This window comes from Pseudomonadota bacterium (assembly GCA_016195085.1).
In the GTDB taxonomy this organism is placed as follows: domain Bacteria; phylum Pseudomonadota; class Alphaproteobacteria; order SHVZ01; family SHVZ01; genus JACQAG01.
The window spans coordinates 105,099-123,202 of sequence record JACQAG010000006.1 but is presented as its reverse complement, the minus strand read 5'-3'; the positions used below and the strand labels follow the sequence as shown (position 1 = coordinate 123,202).

18 protein-coding genes and 1 pseudogene are annotated in these 18,104 nt (G+C 65.1%); 9 read left to right on the top strand and 10 right to left on the bottom strand.

Annotated features, from left to right (window positions below):
* Window positions 1-49: 49 nt before the first annotated feature.
* The 8 genes and pseudogenes from HY058_02130 (at window position 50) to HY058_02095 (ending at window position 6,740) form a co-directional block, all read left to right on the top strand.
* Window positions 50-685 (top strand): dTMP kinase, encoded by a 636-nt coding sequence (locus HY058_02130; protein ID MBI3496082.1) that lies wholly within the window; start codon window positions 50-52, stop codon window positions 683-685.
* Window positions 682-1,788 (top strand): DNA polymerase III subunit delta', encoded by a 1,107-nt coding sequence (locus HY058_02125; protein ID MBI3496081.1) that lies wholly within the window; start codon window positions 682-684, stop codon window positions 1,786-1,788. Before HY058_02130 ends, HY058_02125 begins: the two co-directional genes overlap by 4 nt.
* Before the next feature lie 70 nt (window positions 1,789-1,858).
* Window positions 1,859-3,443: pseudogene (locus HY058_02120) on the top strand (methionine--tRNA ligase).
* A complete protein-coding gene (locus tag HY058_02115) occupies window positions 3,443-4,219 on the top strand; it encodes a TatD family hydrolase (GenBank protein ID MBI3496080.1) in 777 nt (258 codons plus the stop codon). The pseudogene HY058_02120 and the gene HY058_02115 overlap by 1 nt, the downstream one beginning before the upstream one ends.
* Window positions 4,220-4,222: 3 nt before the next feature.
* Window positions 4,223-4,984: an MBL fold metallo-hydrolase gene (locus HY058_02110; protein ID MBI3496079.1), complete on the top strand. Its 762-nt coding sequence runs from the start codon at window positions 4,223-4,225 to the stop codon at window positions 4,982-4,984.
* A 6-nt stretch (window positions 4,985-4,990) separates the two neighbouring features.
* A complete protein-coding gene (locus HY058_02105; GenBank protein ID MBI3496078.1) occupies window positions 4,991-5,425 on the top strand; it encodes a GNAT family N-acetyltransferase in 435 nt (144 codons plus the stop codon).
* Window positions 5,426-5,478: 53 nt separating this feature from the next.
* The gene (locus HY058_02100; protein ID MBI3496077.1) at window positions 5,479-5,721 is read left to right on the top strand and encodes a hypothetical protein; all 243 of its coding nucleotides are present in this window, start codon (window positions 5,479-5,481) and stop codon (window positions 5,719-5,721) included.
* A gap of 194 nt (window positions 5,722-5,915) precedes the next feature.
* Window positions 5,916-6,740: a HEPN domain-containing protein gene (locus HY058_02095; GenBank protein ID MBI3496076.1), complete on the top strand. Its 825-nt coding sequence runs from the start codon at window positions 5,916-5,918 to the stop codon at window positions 6,738-6,740.
* Between the two features lie 224 nt (window positions 6,741-6,964).
* Here HY058_02095 and HY058_02090 read toward each other — a convergent pair whose 3' ends face one another.
* Window positions 6,965-7,894: an IS1595 family transposase gene (locus tag HY058_02090; GenBank protein ID MBI3496075.1), complete on the bottom strand. Its 930-nt coding sequence runs from the start codon at window positions 7,892-7,894 to the stop codon at window positions 6,965-6,967.
* Window positions 7,895-8,071: 177 nt separating this feature from the next.
* On the opposite strand from HY058_02090, the gene mazG reads away from it, so the two are divergent.
* On the top strand, window positions 8,072-8,887 hold the full coding sequence (gene mazG, locus HY058_02085) for a nucleoside triphosphate pyrophosphohydrolase (GenBank protein MBI3496074.1): 816 nt from the start codon (window positions 8,072-8,074) through the stop codon (window positions 8,885-8,887).
* A gap of 15 nt (window positions 8,888-8,902) precedes the next feature.
* Here mazG and HY058_02080 read toward each other — a convergent pair whose 3' ends face one another.
* The 9 genes from HY058_02080 to HY058_02040 all read right to left on the bottom strand — a co-directional run bounded on the left by HY058_02080 (window position 8,903) and on the right by HY058_02040 (window position 18,036).
* Window positions 8,903-9,430: a YbaK/prolyl-tRNA synthetase associated domain-containing protein gene (locus tag HY058_02080; protein MBI3496073.1), complete on the bottom strand. Its 528-nt coding sequence runs from the start codon at window positions 9,428-9,430 to the stop codon at window positions 8,903-8,905.
* A 23-nt stretch (window positions 9,431-9,453) separates the two neighbouring features.
* Window positions 9,454-10,350 (bottom strand): NAD(P)-dependent oxidoreductase, encoded by an 897-nt coding sequence (locus tag HY058_02075; protein ID MBI3496072.1) that lies wholly within the window; start codon window positions 10,348-10,350, stop codon window positions 9,454-9,456.
* 77 nt (window positions 10,351-10,427) lie between these two features.
* On the bottom strand, window positions 10,428-11,228 hold the full coding sequence (locus HY058_02070; GenBank protein MBI3496071.1) for an inositol monophosphatase: 801 nt from the start codon (window positions 11,226-11,228) through the stop codon (window positions 10,428-10,430).
* Between the two features lie 85 nt (window positions 11,229-11,313).
* Entirely contained in the window at window positions 11,314-11,601 is a 288-nt protein-coding gene (locus HY058_02065; protein MBI3496070.1) for a co-chaperone GroES, read from the bottom strand.
* 103 nt (window positions 11,602-11,704) lie between these two features.
* On the bottom strand, window positions 11,705-13,039 hold the full coding sequence (hflX, locus tag HY058_02060; protein ID MBI3496069.1) for a GTPase HflX: 1,335 nt from the start codon (window positions 13,037-13,039) through the stop codon (window positions 11,705-11,707).
* A gap of 2 nt (window positions 13,040-13,041) precedes the next feature.
* Window positions 13,042-13,293 carry an RNA chaperone Hfq gene (gene hfq / locus HY058_02055; GenBank protein ID MBI3496068.1) on the bottom strand — a complete coding sequence of 84 codons (252 nt, stop codon included), beginning with the start codon at window positions 13,291-13,293 and terminating at the stop codon, window positions 13,042-13,044.
* 170 nt (window positions 13,294-13,463) lie between these two features.
* Window positions 13,464-14,327, bottom strand: a complete 864-nt coding sequence (locus HY058_02050) for a D-amino-acid transaminase (GenBank protein MBI3496067.1) — start codon at window positions 14,325-14,327, stop codon at window positions 13,464-13,466.
* A gap of 6 nt (window positions 14,328-14,333) precedes the next feature.
* Complete coding sequence (locus HY058_02045; protein MBI3496066.1) at window positions 14,334-15,782, bottom strand: sigma-54-dependent Fis family transcriptional regulator; 1,449 nt, start codon at window positions 15,780-15,782, stop codon at window positions 14,334-14,336.
* Window positions 15,772-18,036 carry a PAS domain-containing sensor histidine kinase gene (locus HY058_02040; protein ID MBI3496065.1) on the bottom strand — a complete coding sequence of 755 codons (2,265 nt, stop codon included), beginning with the start codon at window positions 18,034-18,036 and terminating at the stop codon, window positions 15,772-15,774. The genes HY058_02045 and HY058_02040 overlap by 11 nt, the downstream gene beginning before the upstream one ends.
* Window positions 18,037-18,104: the final 68 nt, after the last annotated feature.

Below are 18,104 nucleotides of genomic sequence, written 5' to 3'. Positions count from 1 at the left end.
AGGTCTTCCCTCGGGATTGCGGTCTCCCCTGTTGTAGACTGCGGGAGATATGCGCGCACGTTTCATCAGCTTCGAAGGCGGGGAGGGGGCCGGCAAGACCACCCAGGTCCACCGCCTGGCCGAGTGGCTGGGCGCCCAGGGGATTGCCGCCATCGCCACGCGCGAGCCCGGCGGCTCTCCGGGAGCCGAGGCGATCCGGGCACTCCTCGTCTCCGGGGCGACCGGCCGCTGGGACGGCGAGACCGAGGCGTTGCTGATGACGGCGGCGCGCCGCGACCATGTCGTTCGCACCATCGAACCGGCCCTGGCGAGCGGGCGTTGGGTCGTCTCCGACCGCTTCACCGATTCCACCACCGCCTATCAAGGCTATGGGCGCGGCGTGAAGCTGGCGTCGATCGAGGCTCTGCATCGCTTCGCGGTCGGCGATACCAGGCCCGACCTGACCCTGGTGCTGGATTTGCCGGTGGAAGTGGGCCTCGGCCGGGCGCTCGCCCGCAGCGGCGAGGAAACGCGCTTCGAGCGCATGGATCGCCGCTTTCACGAGCGGCTGCGCCAGGGTTTCCTTGCCATCGCCGCGGCGGAGCCTCAGCGTTGCCGCGTCATCGATGCCTGCCTCGACGCCGAGGGCGTGCACCGGCGGGTGATCGAGGCGGTCGCGCGCACCTTCAGCCTGGCTTTGACATGAGCCAGACGGCGCGCGGCGCATCGGCCTCGGGACCGCCCGAGCCCAGGAACAATCCTGACCTGATCGGCCATGACGGCGCCGAGCAGAGCTTGCTGCAGGCTTGGCGCAGCGGGCGCATGCCGCACGCCTGGCTCATCGAAGGCCCGCCTGGCATCGGCAAGGCGACCCTCGCCTACCGCTTCGCCCGCTTCGTGCTGGCGCAGAAGCGAACCCAGCCCGCAACCGCGCTGTTCCAGATGGAAGCAGCCGGTCTCGGCGTGTCGAAGGTGGATTCGACCTTTCGTCTGGTTGCGGCCAACAGCCACCCCGATCTCCTGGTCGTGGAGCGCCAATACGACGAGAAGCGAAAGCGCGACCGCCGGGTCATTCGCGTCGATGAGACGCGGGAGATCGCGCAATTTCTGCACCTGACGCCCTCCCAGGGCGGCTGGCGGGTGGTCATCGTCGACGGCGCGGAGGAGATGAACCGCAACGCCGAGAACTCCATCCTCAAAGTGCTCGAGGAGCCACCGGCGCAGGCGCTCATTCTCCTGGTCTCGCACGCTTCGGGACAGCTCCTGGCGACCGTGCGCTCGCGCTGTCGCCGCCTCCAGCTAAGGCCGCTGCCGCCGTCCGCCGTCGAAGGCCTGCTCGCCCGCTACGCCCCCGATCTGCCCGAGGCCGAGCGCCAGCCCACGGTGCGGCTGGCCGCCGGCAGCATCGGCCGGGCGTTGGCGCTCATCGAGGGCGGCGGACTCGAGCTCTATCGGGCGGTCGTCGGCCTCCTCGAGCGGATTCCGGGCATGGATGTAAAGGCGCTGCACGGCCTCGCCGACAAGACCGCGCGCGCCGGGGCCGAGGATGTGTTCGCCACCGTGACCGAGCTGTATTTCACCCTGCTGCGCCGCGTGATGCTCGAAGCCGGCGGCGCTGCCGAAGTCGGCGAAATCCTGCCCGGGGAGGCGGCGCTCTTGCGAAGGCTCGCCCGGCGCCGCAGCCTTGATCGTTGGCTCGAGCTGTGGGACAACAGCCGGCGCCTCGTCGCCCGAACCGACAGCATCAATCTCGACCGCAAGCAGGTCATCCTCAACGTCTTCCTGGCGCTGGAAGACGAACGGGCATGAATTGGCGATCGGCGAGCGGGTTCGTGACGGGGGTATTTGAGGGAAGGGGTGGCAGCCCCGGAGTGAAACCATGACCGCCCCGCGGCGTTATTACGTCACGACCCCGATCTACTATGTGAACGACGCGCCGCATATCGGGCATGCCTACACGACGCTCGCCTGCGATGCGCTCGCCCGCTTCATGCGCTTGGATGGTTGCCAGGTGCGCTTTCTCACCGGCACCGACGAGCACGGGCAGAAGGTGGCGCAGGCGGCGGCCGCATCCGGCATGGATCCGCAGGCGCTCACCGACAAGGTGTCTGAGAATTTCCGCGATCTCTGCGGTCTCATGAACTATTCGAACGACGATTTCATCCGCACCACCGAGCCCAGGCACATCAAGGCCTGCCAGGCGCTCTGGCAGCGCTTGGTGGAGTCGGGCGACCTCTATCTCGGCCGCTTCTCCGGCTGGTATGCGGTGCGCGACGAGGCCTTCTACGACGAAAGCGAGCTCATCGACGGCAACGCGCCCACCGGGGCGGCGGTGGAATGGCTGGAGGAGGAGAACTACTTCTTCCGCCTGTCGGCCTGGCAGGACCGCCTGCTGAAGTTCTACGAAGCGAATCCTGCCTTCATCGCTCCCAGGACCCGTCGCAACGAGGTCGTGAGCTTCGTCTCCGGCGGCCTCAAGGATCTCTCGGTCTCGCGCACCAGCTTCACCTGGGGCATCCCGGTGCCGGGTGACCCCAAGCACGTGATGTATGTGTGGATCGACGCGCTCACCAACTACATCGCCGCCTTGGGCTATCCCGATCCCGCGGCACCCGACTACAAGACGTTTTGGCCGGCCGATCTGCACATGGTCGGCAAGGACATCATCCGCTTCCACTGCGTCTATTGGCCGGCCTTCCTGATGGCCGCCGGGGTCGAGCCGCCGCGCCGCGTGTTCGCCCATGGCTGGTGGACCAATGAAGGGCAGAAAATGTCGAAGTCGCTGGGCAACTTCATCGTGCCCAGCGATCTGGTGAACCGTTTCGGGCGCGATCCCGTGCGGTATTTTCTGTTGCGCGAGCTGCCCTTCGGCGCCGACGGGAATTTCAGCCACGCCGCCCTCATCCGGCGGATCAACACCGACCTTGCCAATGATCTCGGCAATCTGGTGCAGCGCGTGCTGACCCAGGTGAACCGCAATTGCGAGGGCAGGTTGCCGACCCCGGGCGCGCTCAACGATTCCGATCGGACCTTGCTCGACGCCGCGGGCGGGCTCTTGGCGCGGCTCCAGGCGGAGTATCGCGAGCAGGCCTTCCATCGCGCACTCGAAGCGGAGTGGGAGGTGGTTGGCGCGGCCAACCGCTACGTCGATGAGCAGGCGCCCTGGGCGTTGCGGAAGACACCCCGAGCGCATGGCGACCGTGCTGTGGGTGCTGGCGGAGACCATCAGGCACCTGGCGGTGCTGGTGCAGCCGATCATGCCGGAATCGGCGGCGCGCATCTTGGATCAGCTTGGCGTGCCTGAGGATCGGCGCAGCTTCGCAGTACTCACGCCCGCGCACGCGCTGGTGCCGGGGACGGTCCTGCCGAAGCCTGAAGGAGTGTTCCCGCGCTATGTCGAGGCCGGCGAGGAACCGAAGAGCGCCGAGGTCAAAACCAAAGCGAAGGGGAAGGGGGCTGGCTGATGCTGGTGGACAGCCACTGCCATCTGGACTTCCCCGAACTCTACGCCGAGCTCGACCAGGTCATCGCCCGGGCCCGCGCCGCCGGGGTCGGGCGCATGGTGACGATCTCGACCAAGGTGACGGAGTTCGACCGGATCATCGCCATCGCCGAGCGGTTTCCGGAGGTCTATTGCTCGGTCGGCATCCATCCCCATGAAGCCGGGAGCGAGCCGGCGGTGGATGCGGCGCGCCTGGTCGCTCTCGCCCGCCATCCCAAGGTCGTCGGCATCGGCGAAACCGGCCTCGACTTCTATTACGAGCACAGCCCGCGCGATGCCCAGGAGCGCAGCTTCCGCGCCCATGCCGCCGCCGCCCGGGAGACCGGCTTGCCGCTGATCGTGCACAGCCGCGACGCCGACGCCGAGACCGCCGGCATCTTGGCCGATGAGCAATCGAAGGGAGCCTTCACCGGCCTCTTGCATTGCTTCAGCTCTGGCCGCGAGCTTGCTGAAAAAGCTGTGGAACTTGGCTTTTACATCTCACTTGCCGGCATCGTCACCTTCAAGAAGGCCGAAAATCTCCGGGACACGGTGCGCGGCGTGCCCTTGGATCGCCTCTTGGTCGAGACCGATGCGCCCTATTTGGCGCCGGTGCCGCTTCGCGGCCAGCGCAACGAACCAGCCTTCGTCGTGCACACCGCCGCGACGGTGGCTGGGCTCAAGGGGCTGGGCAGCGCCGAGTTCGCCAAGGCCTCGACCGAGAACTTCTTCCGGGTATTTGCCCGCGTCCCGAGCTGATCCATGCGCGTCACGATCTTGGGCTGCGGCAGCTCTGGCGGTGTGCCGCTGGTGGGCGACCAGTGGGGCAACTGCGATCCCAAGAACCCGAAGAACCGGCGGCTGCGCGTGTCCATCCTGGTGGAGGAGGGCGACACCAAGGTCCTGGTGGACACCTCGCCCGATCTCCGCGAGCAGCTCCTGCGGGTGGGCGTGGGGCGGTTGGATGGCGTCGTTTACACCCATGGCCATGCCGATCACCTGCATGGGATCGACGATCTCCGCGGCGTCAACCAGATGATGCGGACGCATTTGGACATATGGGCGACCGAAGCGACCCTCGAGACCATTCGCCAGCGCTTCGGCTACGTGTTCAAAGAGGTGGGCACCGACTTCTTCTACAAGCCGGTGCTGGTTCCCCGTGTCATCGACGGGGCCTTCGAGATCGGATCGGTCGCTGTCGTCCCGTTCCGCCAGGATCACGGCTACTCCGAGACGCTGGGGCTCAGGTTCGGCCGCATCGCTTATTCCACCGACGTGCACCGCCTGGACGAGGCGGCCTATGTCGCGTTGGCGGGCATCGATACCTGGATCGTCGATTGCGTGCGCGAAGAGCCGCATCCGACCCATAGCCATCTGGCGCAGACCCTCGAATGGATCCGGCGGGTGCAGCCGCGGCGCGCGGTCTTGACCCATATGGGCCAATGGCTCGACTACGAGGAGCTGAGGGCGAAGCTGCCGCCCGGGGTCGAGCCGGGCTATGACGGCATGGTGCTGGAGGCTTGAAGAGCAATGGTCGAAACCTGGCGCCGTAGCGATGGCACTGAGGTGTCGGATGATCCGGCCCGGCTCGACCGGGAACTGATCCATCGTTTCCTGGCGAACGAGGCCTATTGGATCACTTCGATATCCCCTGAGCTGGTTCAGCGGATCATCGATGGCTCGCTATGCTTCGGGGTCTACGCCGAGGGCGGGAGCCAGGTGGGCTTCGCCCGGGTGGTCACCGACCGGGCGACCAGGGCCTGGCTCGCCGATGTGTTCATCGTCAAGGAACAGCGCCAGCGCGGGCTCGGCCGATGGCTGATCCAATGCATCATGGCGCATCCGGATCTTCAGGGGCTCCGGCGATGGATTCTGTCGACCACGGATGCGCACGAGCTTTACCGGTCCTTCGGTTTTGCCGAGCTGGCGGAACCGGAGCGGATGATGGAATTCCGGCCTGCGTGAGGCAGCTAAGCCCACGCCGCATTGTTGCGCAGAGTTATCCAAGGGAGACGGAAGTGGCCACCAGAACGCTCCGCATCACCGAGCCGGTCCAAGCGCTTGGGCAGCTAACGAAAGCCATCGCCGATCTTGAACGCGACCGCCAGCAGGTGACCGGCTTGGTCATTCCCAGATCGTTCAATGTTCGCTTGGGCGTCAAGCACGACAAGATCGAGATCCAGGGCAAGAGCTATCGGACACGGCCGCAGATAGACCTCGCCAACACCGAGATCGTCATCGAGTACGGACCGAAGGGCTGATCGGCCATATATCGTGGGTCACTGAGCCAGTTACGTTATCGCCAATGAATTAGCGATGTTCGACTTCCCATACCCAGCCGCAAGGGGTATGTTGAGTGGGTTTGTTTCACCCCTCTCAATTGGTGAGTCTCTTGGATCTTCTTCGAGACTATGCCGCCAGATATATCCATCTCGGACGCCGCATTGAATATGCGATGACCGTCTTTTACATGGCTAGCAATACGACCGTTAAGATGGATGAGTCGGCCGGCATTCAGGCCGGACTGGGGCCCGCTCCGGTTGGGCTAGGAGCTTTGGCTCAAGCCGCACGGTCAAAGGTCATCACCGAATATGAGGAGTTGTCTGCGTCTGAGAAGGAATCGTTAAAAAGCAGCCTCACAGAAATGAGCAAAATCTGCGGCAAGCTGGGACTCGAAACATCTGCCGAGCTGTTGGTGGAAAGGCTCGATGATCTGCCGCAAACAGAGCGGGAATTTCAGATCCTTGTCGATGCAATGATGGGCGAGCTGCGAAGCACGCTGTTCTTATTCGTGCCACCCCATCGAACCCAATTTTTTGGGGACCGCCTGAAACTGGGTGAGGGATTGAAGACGAAGTTTCCGGTCGCGTCGAAGGAGATAGCGGCGTCTGGAGATTGTTTGGCTGTTGGTAGTTATACAGCCACGGTGTTTCACGCCATGCGAGCGGCCGAAATCGGCCTAAGAGCCCTGGCAAGAACCCTCAAAGTATCCTTTCCATCATCGCTGGATCTCGAAAACTGGAAGAACATCATCGACCAGATCGAATCCAAAATTAAAGGCATGGAACAGCTTACGAAATCGAAAAAGAAAGTGGCCGATCTCAAGTTCTATTCAGAGGCGGCGGCTCAGTTCAGATACTTCCGAGAGGCATGGCGCAACCACGTCATGCACACGCGCGAGAACTACCAAGAGGGACAAGCTCTAGACGTCTTCAACCACGTCCATGGGTTTTTCCTGACCCTTTCGACGCGGCTCGAAGAACCGAAGCGGTCCCCTTAATGGGAACAATCTTTTTGAACACCCGATCAAACGCCTCTGGACTTTCGTCCGTCCCGAGTTCGCGGGCCATCTTTATGAACCGCTTGGACTGTTCGGGGTCATCGGGCTTGGGCGCAGGCTTCCGTGCCATGCGCGCCTATATAGGCTCGTCATCGTCAAACGGCAATTCCAACTGCGCCCGCTCCGCTTTCCAGCGGCGCCAGTACCGCATGAGCCAGCGTCGATCAGGCCCCTTGGCTACCAGTCGTTTGATAGGTCAGGCGCTTGCCTTTGGCGCCCTGGATCGCGCGGCGGGTCCGCTCCGCGTCATCAACCCCGAGCTTGGCCCGGTTGTTCTGCCGGAAATCGAACTCGGCCAGGTAGCGGTCGAGATGCTTGGCGTCCATGTGCTGGTAAACGCCGATCATCCCGCGCTTGAAGATCGAAAAGAAGCCTTCGAGGGTGTTGGTGTGAACGTCGCCGCGGACCCATTCCTTCTTGGAGTGGTCAACGCTCTCATGCTTCGCCACCGGCGCACCCTTGTGATAGGCGGCGGCGTCGGTGACCAGCCGGGCCTCAGGGCTAACGTGCCGGTAGATGCCGGCCCGAACGCTGGTCATGTTGCTATGGTCGATGAACATGGACCGGGTTTCGCCATCGCGCTCGACCAGGCTCAGGACCTGCATATACCGTCGCTGGCCGTCCGCCCGCTTGCGGGTCTTGGGCGAGTTGGTCAGATACATCTCGTCGGCTTCCACGGTCTTGCCGCCGGACCCGAGCGGGCCGGAAGCCTCGGGGAGGGGCTTCATGGCCTCGCGGATGCGGTGGCCCATGAACCAGGCGGTCTTCAGGCTCACGCCCAAGGTTCGGTGAAGCTGGCGGGTCGAAATGCCCTTCTTGGACGAGCACAGAAGGTGCATGGCCTGGAGCCAGGTCCGCAAGGGGGCGTGGCTGCTCTCGAAGACGGTTCCCATGCGCACGGTGAAAGGCTTCCGGCACTCGTAGCACTTCCGCAGGCCCGGACGGGTAGTCTTGCCCTGGAGGCGCCCAATCCGCGCCGCATCGGCGTTGCCGCAATGCGGGCACACAGGGCCGGTAGGCCAAAGAAGCGCCTCGACGTATTCGAAAGCGGCTTCTTCAGTGTGGAAACGAGCGGCAGAAAGAATGGGCGCCATGGCGGAAACTCCTTATGGCGCAACACTAACTGAGGTGTCTGGGTATGTCAAGTCAAACATCGCGAATGAATTTTCCATAATATACATTATGCGATAAATGGACGGATCCGCTTTGGTCGGATCCGCTCGGCTCGGCTACCCTCGCCGCCCTCCCTTGCCCGTCACTCGAGTGAGCCCATGACCGACCAGCTCGACCGTCTTCTGCAGATCATGGCGAAACTCCGCGATCCCAAGGGCGGCTGTCCCTGGGATTTGGAGCAGACCTTCAAGACCATCGCGCCCTATACCATCGAAGAAGCCTACGAGGTTGCCGATGCGATCGAGCGCGGCGACGTCGGCGATCTCAAGGACGAGCTGGGCGATCTCCTGCTCCAAGTCGTCTTCCATGCACAGATGGCGCGCGAGGCCGGGCAGTTCGACTTTGGCGAGGTGGCCAGCGGCATCGCCGACAAGATGGTCCGGCGCCACCCGCACGTGTTCGCCGACGCTAAGGTCGCCGGCGCCGAAGCCCAAACCGCGTCCTGGGAGGCGCAGAAAGCCGAAGAGCGCACCGCCAAAGGCAAGGATAAGGATGCGGACATGAGTGCGCTGGCCGGCGTCGGCCTCGCCATGCCGGCCTTGGTTCGCGCCGACAAGCTGCAGCGTCGCGCCGGCCGCGTCGGCTTCGATTGGCCTGAGGCAAACCAGGTTGTCGACAAGATCGAGGAAGAGATCGCGGAGCTGCGCGCCGAGCTCCCCGAAGGAGATCCGGATCGCCTGGAGGATGAGATCGGCGATCTGCTCTTTGCCGTGGTCAACCTGGCGCGGCATCTGCAGGTCGATTCCGAAGCTGCCTTAAGGCGTTGCAACGGTAAATTCGAGCGGCGCTTCAGGAGCATCGAGGCTCGCCTGGCGGCCTCGAAGCGCAGCCCCAAGGAGGCCAGCCTGGCCGAGATGGAAGCCCTCTGGGAGGCGGTGAAGCGCGACGAAAGGCGGGCGAATAGAAACGCGTAAGTGCCGATCCCGACCTTACGTCTTGGCTTCCGTCGTCTCCGGCAGGGCGATCTCCGCGACCGCGGGCTTTACGATCTCGAGATAGGAGCGTGTGGCGAGAAACATCGAGCGATCGAGGCGCCCGGCATTAAAGGCGATCTCATTGTGCTCGAGCAGCTTCGGGTCGACCAGGACCGGGAGCTCCGCAGAAAAACTGAAAGGCGGCACGGCTCCCATGTCGCATCCGGTGAGGCGCCGCGCCTCCTCGGGTGCCGCGAAGGAAGCCTTCGTGCCGCCGAATTGCCGGGCGATCGCGCCGAAGTCGACCCGGCGATTGCCCGGCAGGATCGCCAAGGCGAAGCGCCGACCTTCCCGGGTCTTGACCGCAACCACCATCGCTTTCGCCGCCTGCGAGGGCAAATTGCCGCGGATCCGGCTGATGTGCTCCGAGCGTCCTTCAGGTGGGTGCTCGATCACCCGGTAAAGAGCGCGGCCGGAGTCCAGGAGGGCCACGATGCGCTCGAAGACGCCGGTCTCGGCTTCCCCTGCCCGTGCCTCTGCCATTCGCATGGTGCGAACGAAGCTCCTCAGATATTGGCCAAGAGTTGGATGAGGCTGGAGGTATCCCAGCGCCCGCCGCCGCGCCGCTGCACATGGTTATAGAACTGGTCGACGAGGGCGGTCATCGGCAAGAGCGCTCCGTTGCGGTTGGCCTCGGCGATGCAGATGCCGAGGTCCTTGCGCATCCAGTTCACCGCAAAGCCGAATTCGAACTTGCCTTCGAGCATGGTGTAGCCGCGGTTCTCCATCTGCCAGCTCTGCGCCGCCCCCTTGGAGATCACGTCCACCACCCGCTTGCCGTCGAGCCCGGCCCGCGCGGCGAAGTTCAATCCTTCGGCCAGGCCCTGCACGACGCCGGCAATGCAGATCTGGTTCACCATCTTGGTGAGCTGCCCGGCGCCGGCCGGGCCCATGAGGGTGACCGCGCGGGCGTAATGCGCCATCACCGCCTCGGCATTCTTGAAGGTCGCCGGCTTGCCGCCGACCATGATGGTGAGCTTGCCGTTGACCGCACCGGCCTGACCGCCGGAGACAGGGGCATCGAGGAAGCCCACCCCCTTCTTGCCGGCAGCCGCCTCCAGCTCGCGGGCGACCTCGGCCGAGGCGGTGGTGTGGTCGACGAAGATGGCCCCCTTCGCCATGCCGGCGAAGGCGCCATTCTCGCCATAGACGATGCTGCGGAGATCATCATCATTGCCGACGCAGGCCAGCACGATCTCCGCACCCTTCGCGGCCGCGGCGGGCGTGGCCGCGGTCTTGCCGCCGTATTTCTTCACCCACTCCTTCGCCTTGGCGGCGGTGCGGTTGTAGACGGTCACCCGGTGGCCGGCGGAAGCCAGATGCCCCGCCATGGGAAAGCCCATGACGCCCAGGCCCAGAAACGCCAGGGAACGCGGCTTGGTGGTCGTGGCCTGCTCGGACATGGGAACTCCTCGGCTGTGCGGATTTGTGATGGCGGGCTAGAGCTATAGCCGCCGTCGCCGTCACGGGCAACGGCGGGTTAGGTCGCGAACAGGGTCGCCTTCAGCCTCTGCCAGCTCTCCGGGTCGGGCGCGAACAGGATCGGGCCGTGGATCACCGCCGGATCATAGGGGCTGCCATCGAGGCGACGGCCGAAGCCGCCCGCCTCCTTGTGCAAGAGCCAGCCCGGCGCATGGTCCCAAGGGAAGGTGCGGTTGTAATGGGCGAAGTGGATGCGGCCCTCGGCCAGAAGCAGATATTCGTGGGCGACACAGCGCAGGCTCAGATGCGAGGCGACTTTGGGCGTGTTGCGCGCAACGGTCTCCGCCAGCGTCCGCTCTCCGGTGCGGAAGGTGAGAATGCCGCTCATACGTTCAGGCTCGCGTGCGGGCGCCACTTCGAGCCGACGGCCGTTCAGCCGGGCCCCCGCCCCCGCCTCGGCGATCGCCATGCGTTGGCCGGGCGCATCCCAGATCCAGCCGGCGACGACGCTCCCGCGACGGATGAGCCCGACCATGACCCCGAAGAGCGGAATGCCGGCGGCGAAATTGGCGGTGCCGTCGACGGGATCGATGACCCAGACCGGCGCCTCCCCGGAGAGACGGGCGAGGATGCCGGGATCGCTCGCCGCCGCCTCCTCGCCCACCACGACCGAACCTGGCAGGAGCTCTGCCAAGGCGGGGCCGAGACGCAGCTCGGCCGCCCGGTCGGCGACCGTCACCAGGTCGCCCGGCCCCTTTTCCTCGATCTCGCCGGCCGCAAGCCGGTCGAACCTGGGCATGATCTCGGTAGCGGCGACGTCCCGGATGAGACGACTCACGGCATCGATATTGACGCTCATGAGCAGGGTCCGAGGCATGCAGGCTCTCTCAAAATCGAAGGGCCGCGAATTGGCGGCCCTTGGGATCCTTGGGACAAAGCGGGCGTCAGCCCACGATTCCCATGATGTCGCTCTCCTTCATGATGACCAGGTCTTCGCCCCCGACCTTAACCTCGGTGCCGGACCACTTGCCGTAGAGAACGGTATCGCCGGTCTTCACGCCGGGCGGGACGAGCCTGCCATTGGTGTCCCGTGCGCCGGGCCCGACCGCGATCACCTTGCCCTCGACCGGCTTTTCCTTGGCGGTGTCGGGAATGATGATGCCGCCCCTGGTCTTGCTCTCCCCCTCGGCCGGCTTGATGACGACGCGGTCATGCAACGGTTTGATCTTCATCGATGACATCTCCAGCAGCAGCGGTTTCGGACGGTCCGATCGAACTCCGTCGGGACCCGACGGACCGATCGACCGCAACCCTATTCAACGTAAAGAGAACCTGTCAACGAGGCTGGGAGGTTTCATCCGCGCGGCGCTTCTCAAAGCGCTGCCAATCGGCCGGAGCCATCCCCACCGTCAGATGCGCTCTGGTCTCGCCATCGGTGCGGTTCAGCACCTGCCCATGCCGGTAGAGCCAGGCGAGCGAGGCGCCATCGGCGAGATCGACATCGACCTCGGCCACCCGGCGCTGCAGGGCCAGCAGGCGATCGATCTCGGCCAAGAGCCGGTCGATCCCCTCCCCGGTCGTCGCCGAAACCGGGATGAAATGCGGTGCGCGCCGGGCTTCGTTCATGACCGCCGCACGCCCCTCCCCGTCAAGCCGATCGATCTTGTTCAAGGCCTCGACCAGCCCGTTTTCGACCCGCTGTTCCAGACCGAGCTCGCGTAGCACCGCTTCGACATCGGCTTTTTGCGCGATCGTCTCCGGATGCGAGACGTCGCGGACGTGCAAGATGATGTCCGCTTCCGTCACCTCTTCCAAGGTGGCCCGGAAGGCGGCAACCAGATGGGTCGGGAGACTGGAAATGAACCCGACGGTGTCGGAGAGGATGATCGAGCGGCCGGACGCGAGATCGACCCGGCGCATGGTCGGATCGAGGGTCGCGAACAAGAGATCCTTGGCCATGACCGCCGAGCGGGTCAGGCGATTGAACAGCGTCGACTTGCCGGCATTGGTGTAGCCGACCAAAGCCACGACGGGATAGGGCACGCGCCGCCTGGCCTTGCGATGCAGGCCGCGCGTGCGCTTCACCTCTTCGAGCTCGCGCTTCAGCTTGACGATGCGCTCGCCGATGAGCCGGCGGTCGATTTCGAGCTGGCTCTCGCCCGGGCCGCCCAGGAAGCCGAAGCCGCCGCGTTGCCGCTCGAGGTGGGTCCAGGATCTGACCAGCCGGGAGCGCTGGTAGGTCAGATGCGCCAGCTCCACCTGCAAGCCGCCTTCATGGGTGCGGGCACGGGCGCCGAAGATCTCCAGGATGAGGCCGGTGCGGTCGATGACCTTGCACTTCCAGGCGCGCTCGAGGTTGCGTTGCTGCACCGGGCTCACGGTCGCGTCGACGACGGCAACGCCGACCTCCTCGGCCAGGATCAGCTCCTTGTAGCGCTCGACCTGTCCCATGCCGAAGAGCGTGCCGGGTCTGGGCGCCAAGAGCTTCACTACCTCGCCATGGGCCACCTCGAGGTCGATCGCCCGCGCCAGCCCGACCGCCTCCTCGAGCTTGGCTGCAGGCGAGCGCGGGTCGTCACCGCGCGAGCGTCCTGCCGGCTCCAGGACCAGGACCCGACCGTTGGACGCTCGCCCGTTGTTGGCCCCGCGCTCGGCCGTGGCGCCGCTCAAGCTCAGGCCTCGACCGCCTCCTTCGCCGGCTCGAAGAGCTGGACCGGCTGCGCCGGCATGACGGTGGAGATCGCGTGCTTGTAGACGAGCTGCGAATGCGCATCGCGCCGCAACAGCACGGAGAAATTATCGAACCATGTGACGATGCCTTGGAGCTTCACGCCATTGATCAGGAAGATCGTGACCGGCGTCTTGTTCTTGCGGATGTAGTTGAGGAAGACGTCCTGGACATTCTGGTTCTTTTCGGTGGACATCGCGTACCCCTTTTCATTGGTGTTGTTGGAGCCCTTCCGGTGGCCCGCCCTCGTCCGGCTTATATGGTTCATGGGCGCCCTGCCATGGAGGCCCAAGTGCAAGAAATTTACATCCTGCCGTGCCGGGGTCAATCGAAGCGCGCAGCATAACGCGCTAAGTCACTGAACGATCATGCTGTTGCCGGGATCTCAGCGGTGTAGGCGTCATAGGCCCGCCTGAGGCGCATGCTCAAGGATCCGGCCTTGCCATTGCCGATGACATCATCGTCGATCTGGGTTACCGGCAGCACGAACGAGGTGGCACTGGAGATGAACGCTTCCCGCGCCGTCTTCGCTTCGGCCACGCTGAACGTCCGTTCATGGAAGCGGAGTCCCTCTGCCTTGGCGAGCTTCAGAATCGTCAGCCGCGTGATGCCGTTGAGAATGGCGTTGGAAGCCGGTCGGGTGACGAGCTCGCCGTCCTTGGTCACGATCCAGGCGTTGGTCGATGTGCCTTCCGTCACCGCGCCCGTTCGGTCGACCTGCCAGGCTTCATAGGCACCGGCTTCGCGCGCCTGCTGCTTGCCCAGCACGTTCGGAAGCAGGCCTACGGATTTGATGTCGCAGCGCTCCCAGCGAATGTCGGGAATGGTGATCACCCGCACACCGGCATCGACCGCGTCGGCCGACGGCAGCGCCAGGCGCCGGGCGGTGACCACGAGCGCCGGGGTCGCATGCTTGGGAAACGGGTGATCGCGCCGGGCGACACCGCGGGTGATCTGCGTGTAGATGTGACCCGTCCGGATCCGGTTGCGTCGGGCCACCTCGCGCAAGATGAGCTTGAGCGCCGTCCGCGTCATCGGCATCTCGATGCGCAGCTCGCGGAGACTGCGCTCGAGCCTGTCGAGATGCGGCTCCTCGTCCACGGTTCTGCCGTTGATCAGCGCCACCACCTCATAGACACCGTCGGCAAACTGGTAGCCGCGATCCTCGATATGCACCGAGGCGTTGCGATGCGGGAGGTAGCGGCCATTCACATAGGCGATGCGAGACATCCTGGCTTAGGCCCCAACCTTGATCGGTGCGCGATCGATCGGCCGGTCGAGCGGTCGATCCATGCCGGCGACGCCCAGCGACTTCAGCTTGCGATGCAAGGCCGAGCGTTCCATGCCGATGAACGAGGCCGTGCGGCTGATATTGCCGCCGAAGCGGTTGATCTGGGCCAAGAGGTATTCGCGCTCGAACAGCTCGCGGGCATCCCTGAGCGGCAGGCCCATGATCTCTCCGCCCTTGTCCCAGCGTAGCACGGCGGGTGTGATGGCGCCGATCTCCGGCGGCAGCATGTCGGCGCGGATCGGCATGTTGGGATCGCCTGGCGTCATGATCAGGAGCCAGTCGGCGACGTTGCGCATCTGCCGGACATTTCCCGGCCATTCGTAGGATTGCAAGGCCGCCATGGCGTCCTCGCCCACTTCGCGCATCGGCAGTCCGGCGGCATCGGCCGAGCGGACAAGGAAATGCCGGATCAGCATCGGAATATCCTCGCGGCGCTCGCGCAACGGCGGCACGCGAACCGGAAGAACGTTGAGCCGATAATAGAGATCCTCGCGGAATCGCCCGGCGGCGATCTCCAGAGCGAGGTCGCGATTGGACGTGGCCACCACGCGCACGTCCACCTCGACGGGCGTGTCGCCGCCCACCCGGCGGAAAGTCTGCTCCTGCAGCACGCGCACGATCTTGCCCTGGGTCTCCAGCGGCATGTCGGCCACTTCATCCAAGAGCAAGGTACCGCCGTGGGCTTGCTCGAAGGTGCCGATCTTGACGCCGGTGGTGCCGCCCGGCTCGCCGTTGGCGGGCCTGGCACTCTCGACGCCGAAGAGCTCCACCTCCATGCGCTCGGGCTGCATGATCGCGCAGTTGAGCACGACGAACGGCCCATGGGCGCGCCTGGAATTCGCGTGCAGCATGCGGGCCGCCACCTCTTTGCCGACGCCGGCGGGCCCAGTGATGAGCACGCGGCGGCCGGTCGGCGCCACCCGCTCGATGGCGCTCCGGACCTGCTGGATCGCCGGCGAGGACCCCATGAGCTCGCTAAGCGAGCCGGCGCGCTGTCTCAGCTCTTCGTTCTCGCGCCTGAGCCGCGCCGTCTCGATCGCGCGTTGAACCACCAGCAGCAGGCGATCGGCCTGGAACGGCTTCTCGATGAAATCGTAGGCGCCCTTCTGAATCGCGGCGACCGCCGTCTCGATGGTGCCGTGGCCGCTGATCATGACCACCGGAACCGGCGGCATTTCCCGGCGCAGCAGATCCAGGAGCTCGAGGCCGTCCAGGCGGCTGCCCTGCAGCCAAATGTCGAGGATGACCAGGCTCGGCCGCCTTGAGCGGATGGCGACGAGCGCACTGTCGGCATCGGCGGCCAGCCTCGTGTTGAAGCCTTCGTCATCGAGCACGCCCGCGAGTTGCGCGCGGATATCGACTTCGTCGTCGACGATCAGGATGTCAGATGCCATGCGCTGCTGCCCGCTTTTCTGATGCTTTCAATACCGGATCCGATGGTTCCGCAAAGCCGCCGCCGGGGAGCGTCATGCTTACCTGGGCGCCGCCGCCCTCGCGATCGGCCAATTCAAGCCTTCCGCCATGGTCCTCGGCAATCTTGCGGACGATCGCCAAGCCAAGGCCGGTGCCTTTCGTACGGGTGGTTACATAGGGTTCGGTCAGCCGATCGCGGCCTTCCGGAGGCAGCCCTTTGCCGTTGTCGGCGACGGTGATGACGACGGAACCATCGAGAAGACGCGCCGACAAGTGGATGCGGCCGGGCGGAAGCGTGGTGCCGGGCTCGGCTTCGCGGCTTTCGATCGCATCGGCGGCATTCTGCAGCAGATTGGTGAGCGCTTGGCGTAGCTGGCGCGCATCGCAGGTGAGCAAGAGCGGCCGCTCGGGCATGTCGAGGTCGACCCGCGAGAGCCGCTTGCCGGCGTTGCGCTGCAGGAACACCGCTTCCTCGGCGATCGACTGCACGACCATCGGCCGCAGCACGGGGGCAGGCATCCGCGCGAAGGCGGAGAACTCATCCACCATGCGGCCGATATCGCCGACCTGGCGGACGATGGTGTCCGTGCACGCCTTGAAGGTTTCCGGGTCGCTCTGGATCTCCTTCAGATAGCGGCGCTTCAGCCGCTCGGCCGACAACTGGATCGGCGTCAGCGGGTTCTTGATCTCGTGCGCGATGCGCCGGGCCACGTCTGCCCACGCGGCCTGCCGCTGCGCCGTCAACAGCTCGGTCACGTCGTCGAAGGTGAGCACGAAACCGGTCGCATCCTCGCCGCGGCGCTCGGCGGCGAGCCGCACGATGAATGTGCGGCTTCGTCCCTCGCGCGTGACCGAGATCTGCGTCTCGACCAGCCGCTCCGGACGCCGTCGCGCGGCGCCGACCAGCTCCGCCATCTCCGGCACGGCCTCATCAAGGTGCTTGCCGATGAAGGCTTCGAGCTCGACGCCCAGCAAGGTCGAGGCATGGCGATTGGGCAGGTGTACGCGACCCTCGTCATCGAGCCCGATGACACCGGCGGAAACGCCGGCCAGAACCGCTTCGGTGAAGCGGCGGCGTGCGTCGAGCTGGCGGTTGGCCTCGATCAGCTCCGAGCGTTGCGCTTCCACCTGGTCGGTCATTCGGTTGAAGGCGCGGCCGAGCGTGGCGAGCTCATCGTCGCTGGGACCTTCGACGACGCGCGCCGCCAGATCGCCGGCGCGCACGCGTTCGGCCATGGCGATGAGATGGCTGATCGGCCGGGCGAGGCTGGTGGCGAAGGTAAGCCCGGTCCAGATCGCGGCAAGCAGCAGCAGGAGAGCGACCACGGCGAACAGCAGCACCGAGGTGATCTGCATTCCCGCAGCCTCGATCTCGGTCTGCTGGTAGGCCTTGACCGCCTCCTCCGCACGTTGCGTGTGGGCGAGCACCAGCGGCTCGACCAGACGGCTGACCAACAGGAACGCATTGGGGAAGACATCAAGGCGCACCAAAGCGCGAACGCGGTCTTCGCGGCCGCTCGTCAGGATCACGACCTCGCCAGGCTGTGCCTGTTCCATCGCCCATTCCGGCGCGGGATTCTCGAACTGGATGCCGAAGCTGAACATCGAATGGGCGAGCAGCTGCCCATCGGGCGTGAACACCACTGCTTCCGCGAGGTTGCGGAACGCCGCCTGTGCAGAAAGCACGCGGTCGAAGCCAGCCGGGTCATCGATCAGTCTGGCGAAGGCGCGGTTGATGTCGTTCGCCATCGCCAAGGCTTCGTAGCGCACCGCCTGTTGGTGCTCGTCCAAATAAGCACGGGCCACCACCAGCGACTCGTTGACGGCGGTCCTGACTTTGTCGGAGAACCAGCTGTGAATGCCGAAATTGAGGAACAGCGCGGCGAAGATCGTGACGATGATCGTCGGCGCAACGGCGACCAGGCTGAACAGCAGCACCAGGCGGCTGTGCAGTCCGGAGCCGGCCAGACCGCGCCGGCGCTCGACCCAGACCCGCACCAACCGGCGCGCGACCAATGCGCCGAGCGCCAGCAGCAGCACGAGATCGGCATTGAGCAGCAGCAGCACCAGGCGCGGGTCCCGCGCCAGCGGGCCGGCGCCGGTCAACGCCGCATAGGTGGCGATCCCCGAGGCGAGCGCCGCACCGGCGAGCGCAACCGCCAGCTTTCGACCCAAATCCACCCGGACCGCCCAGCGGGACAAGGCTCCCCACAGGCCGGATACCGGGCGTGCCAATACGTCACTCATAGATGCAAGACTGTCACAGCTGTCGCATTACTGCGACACTGATTTTGCGAAGTGAG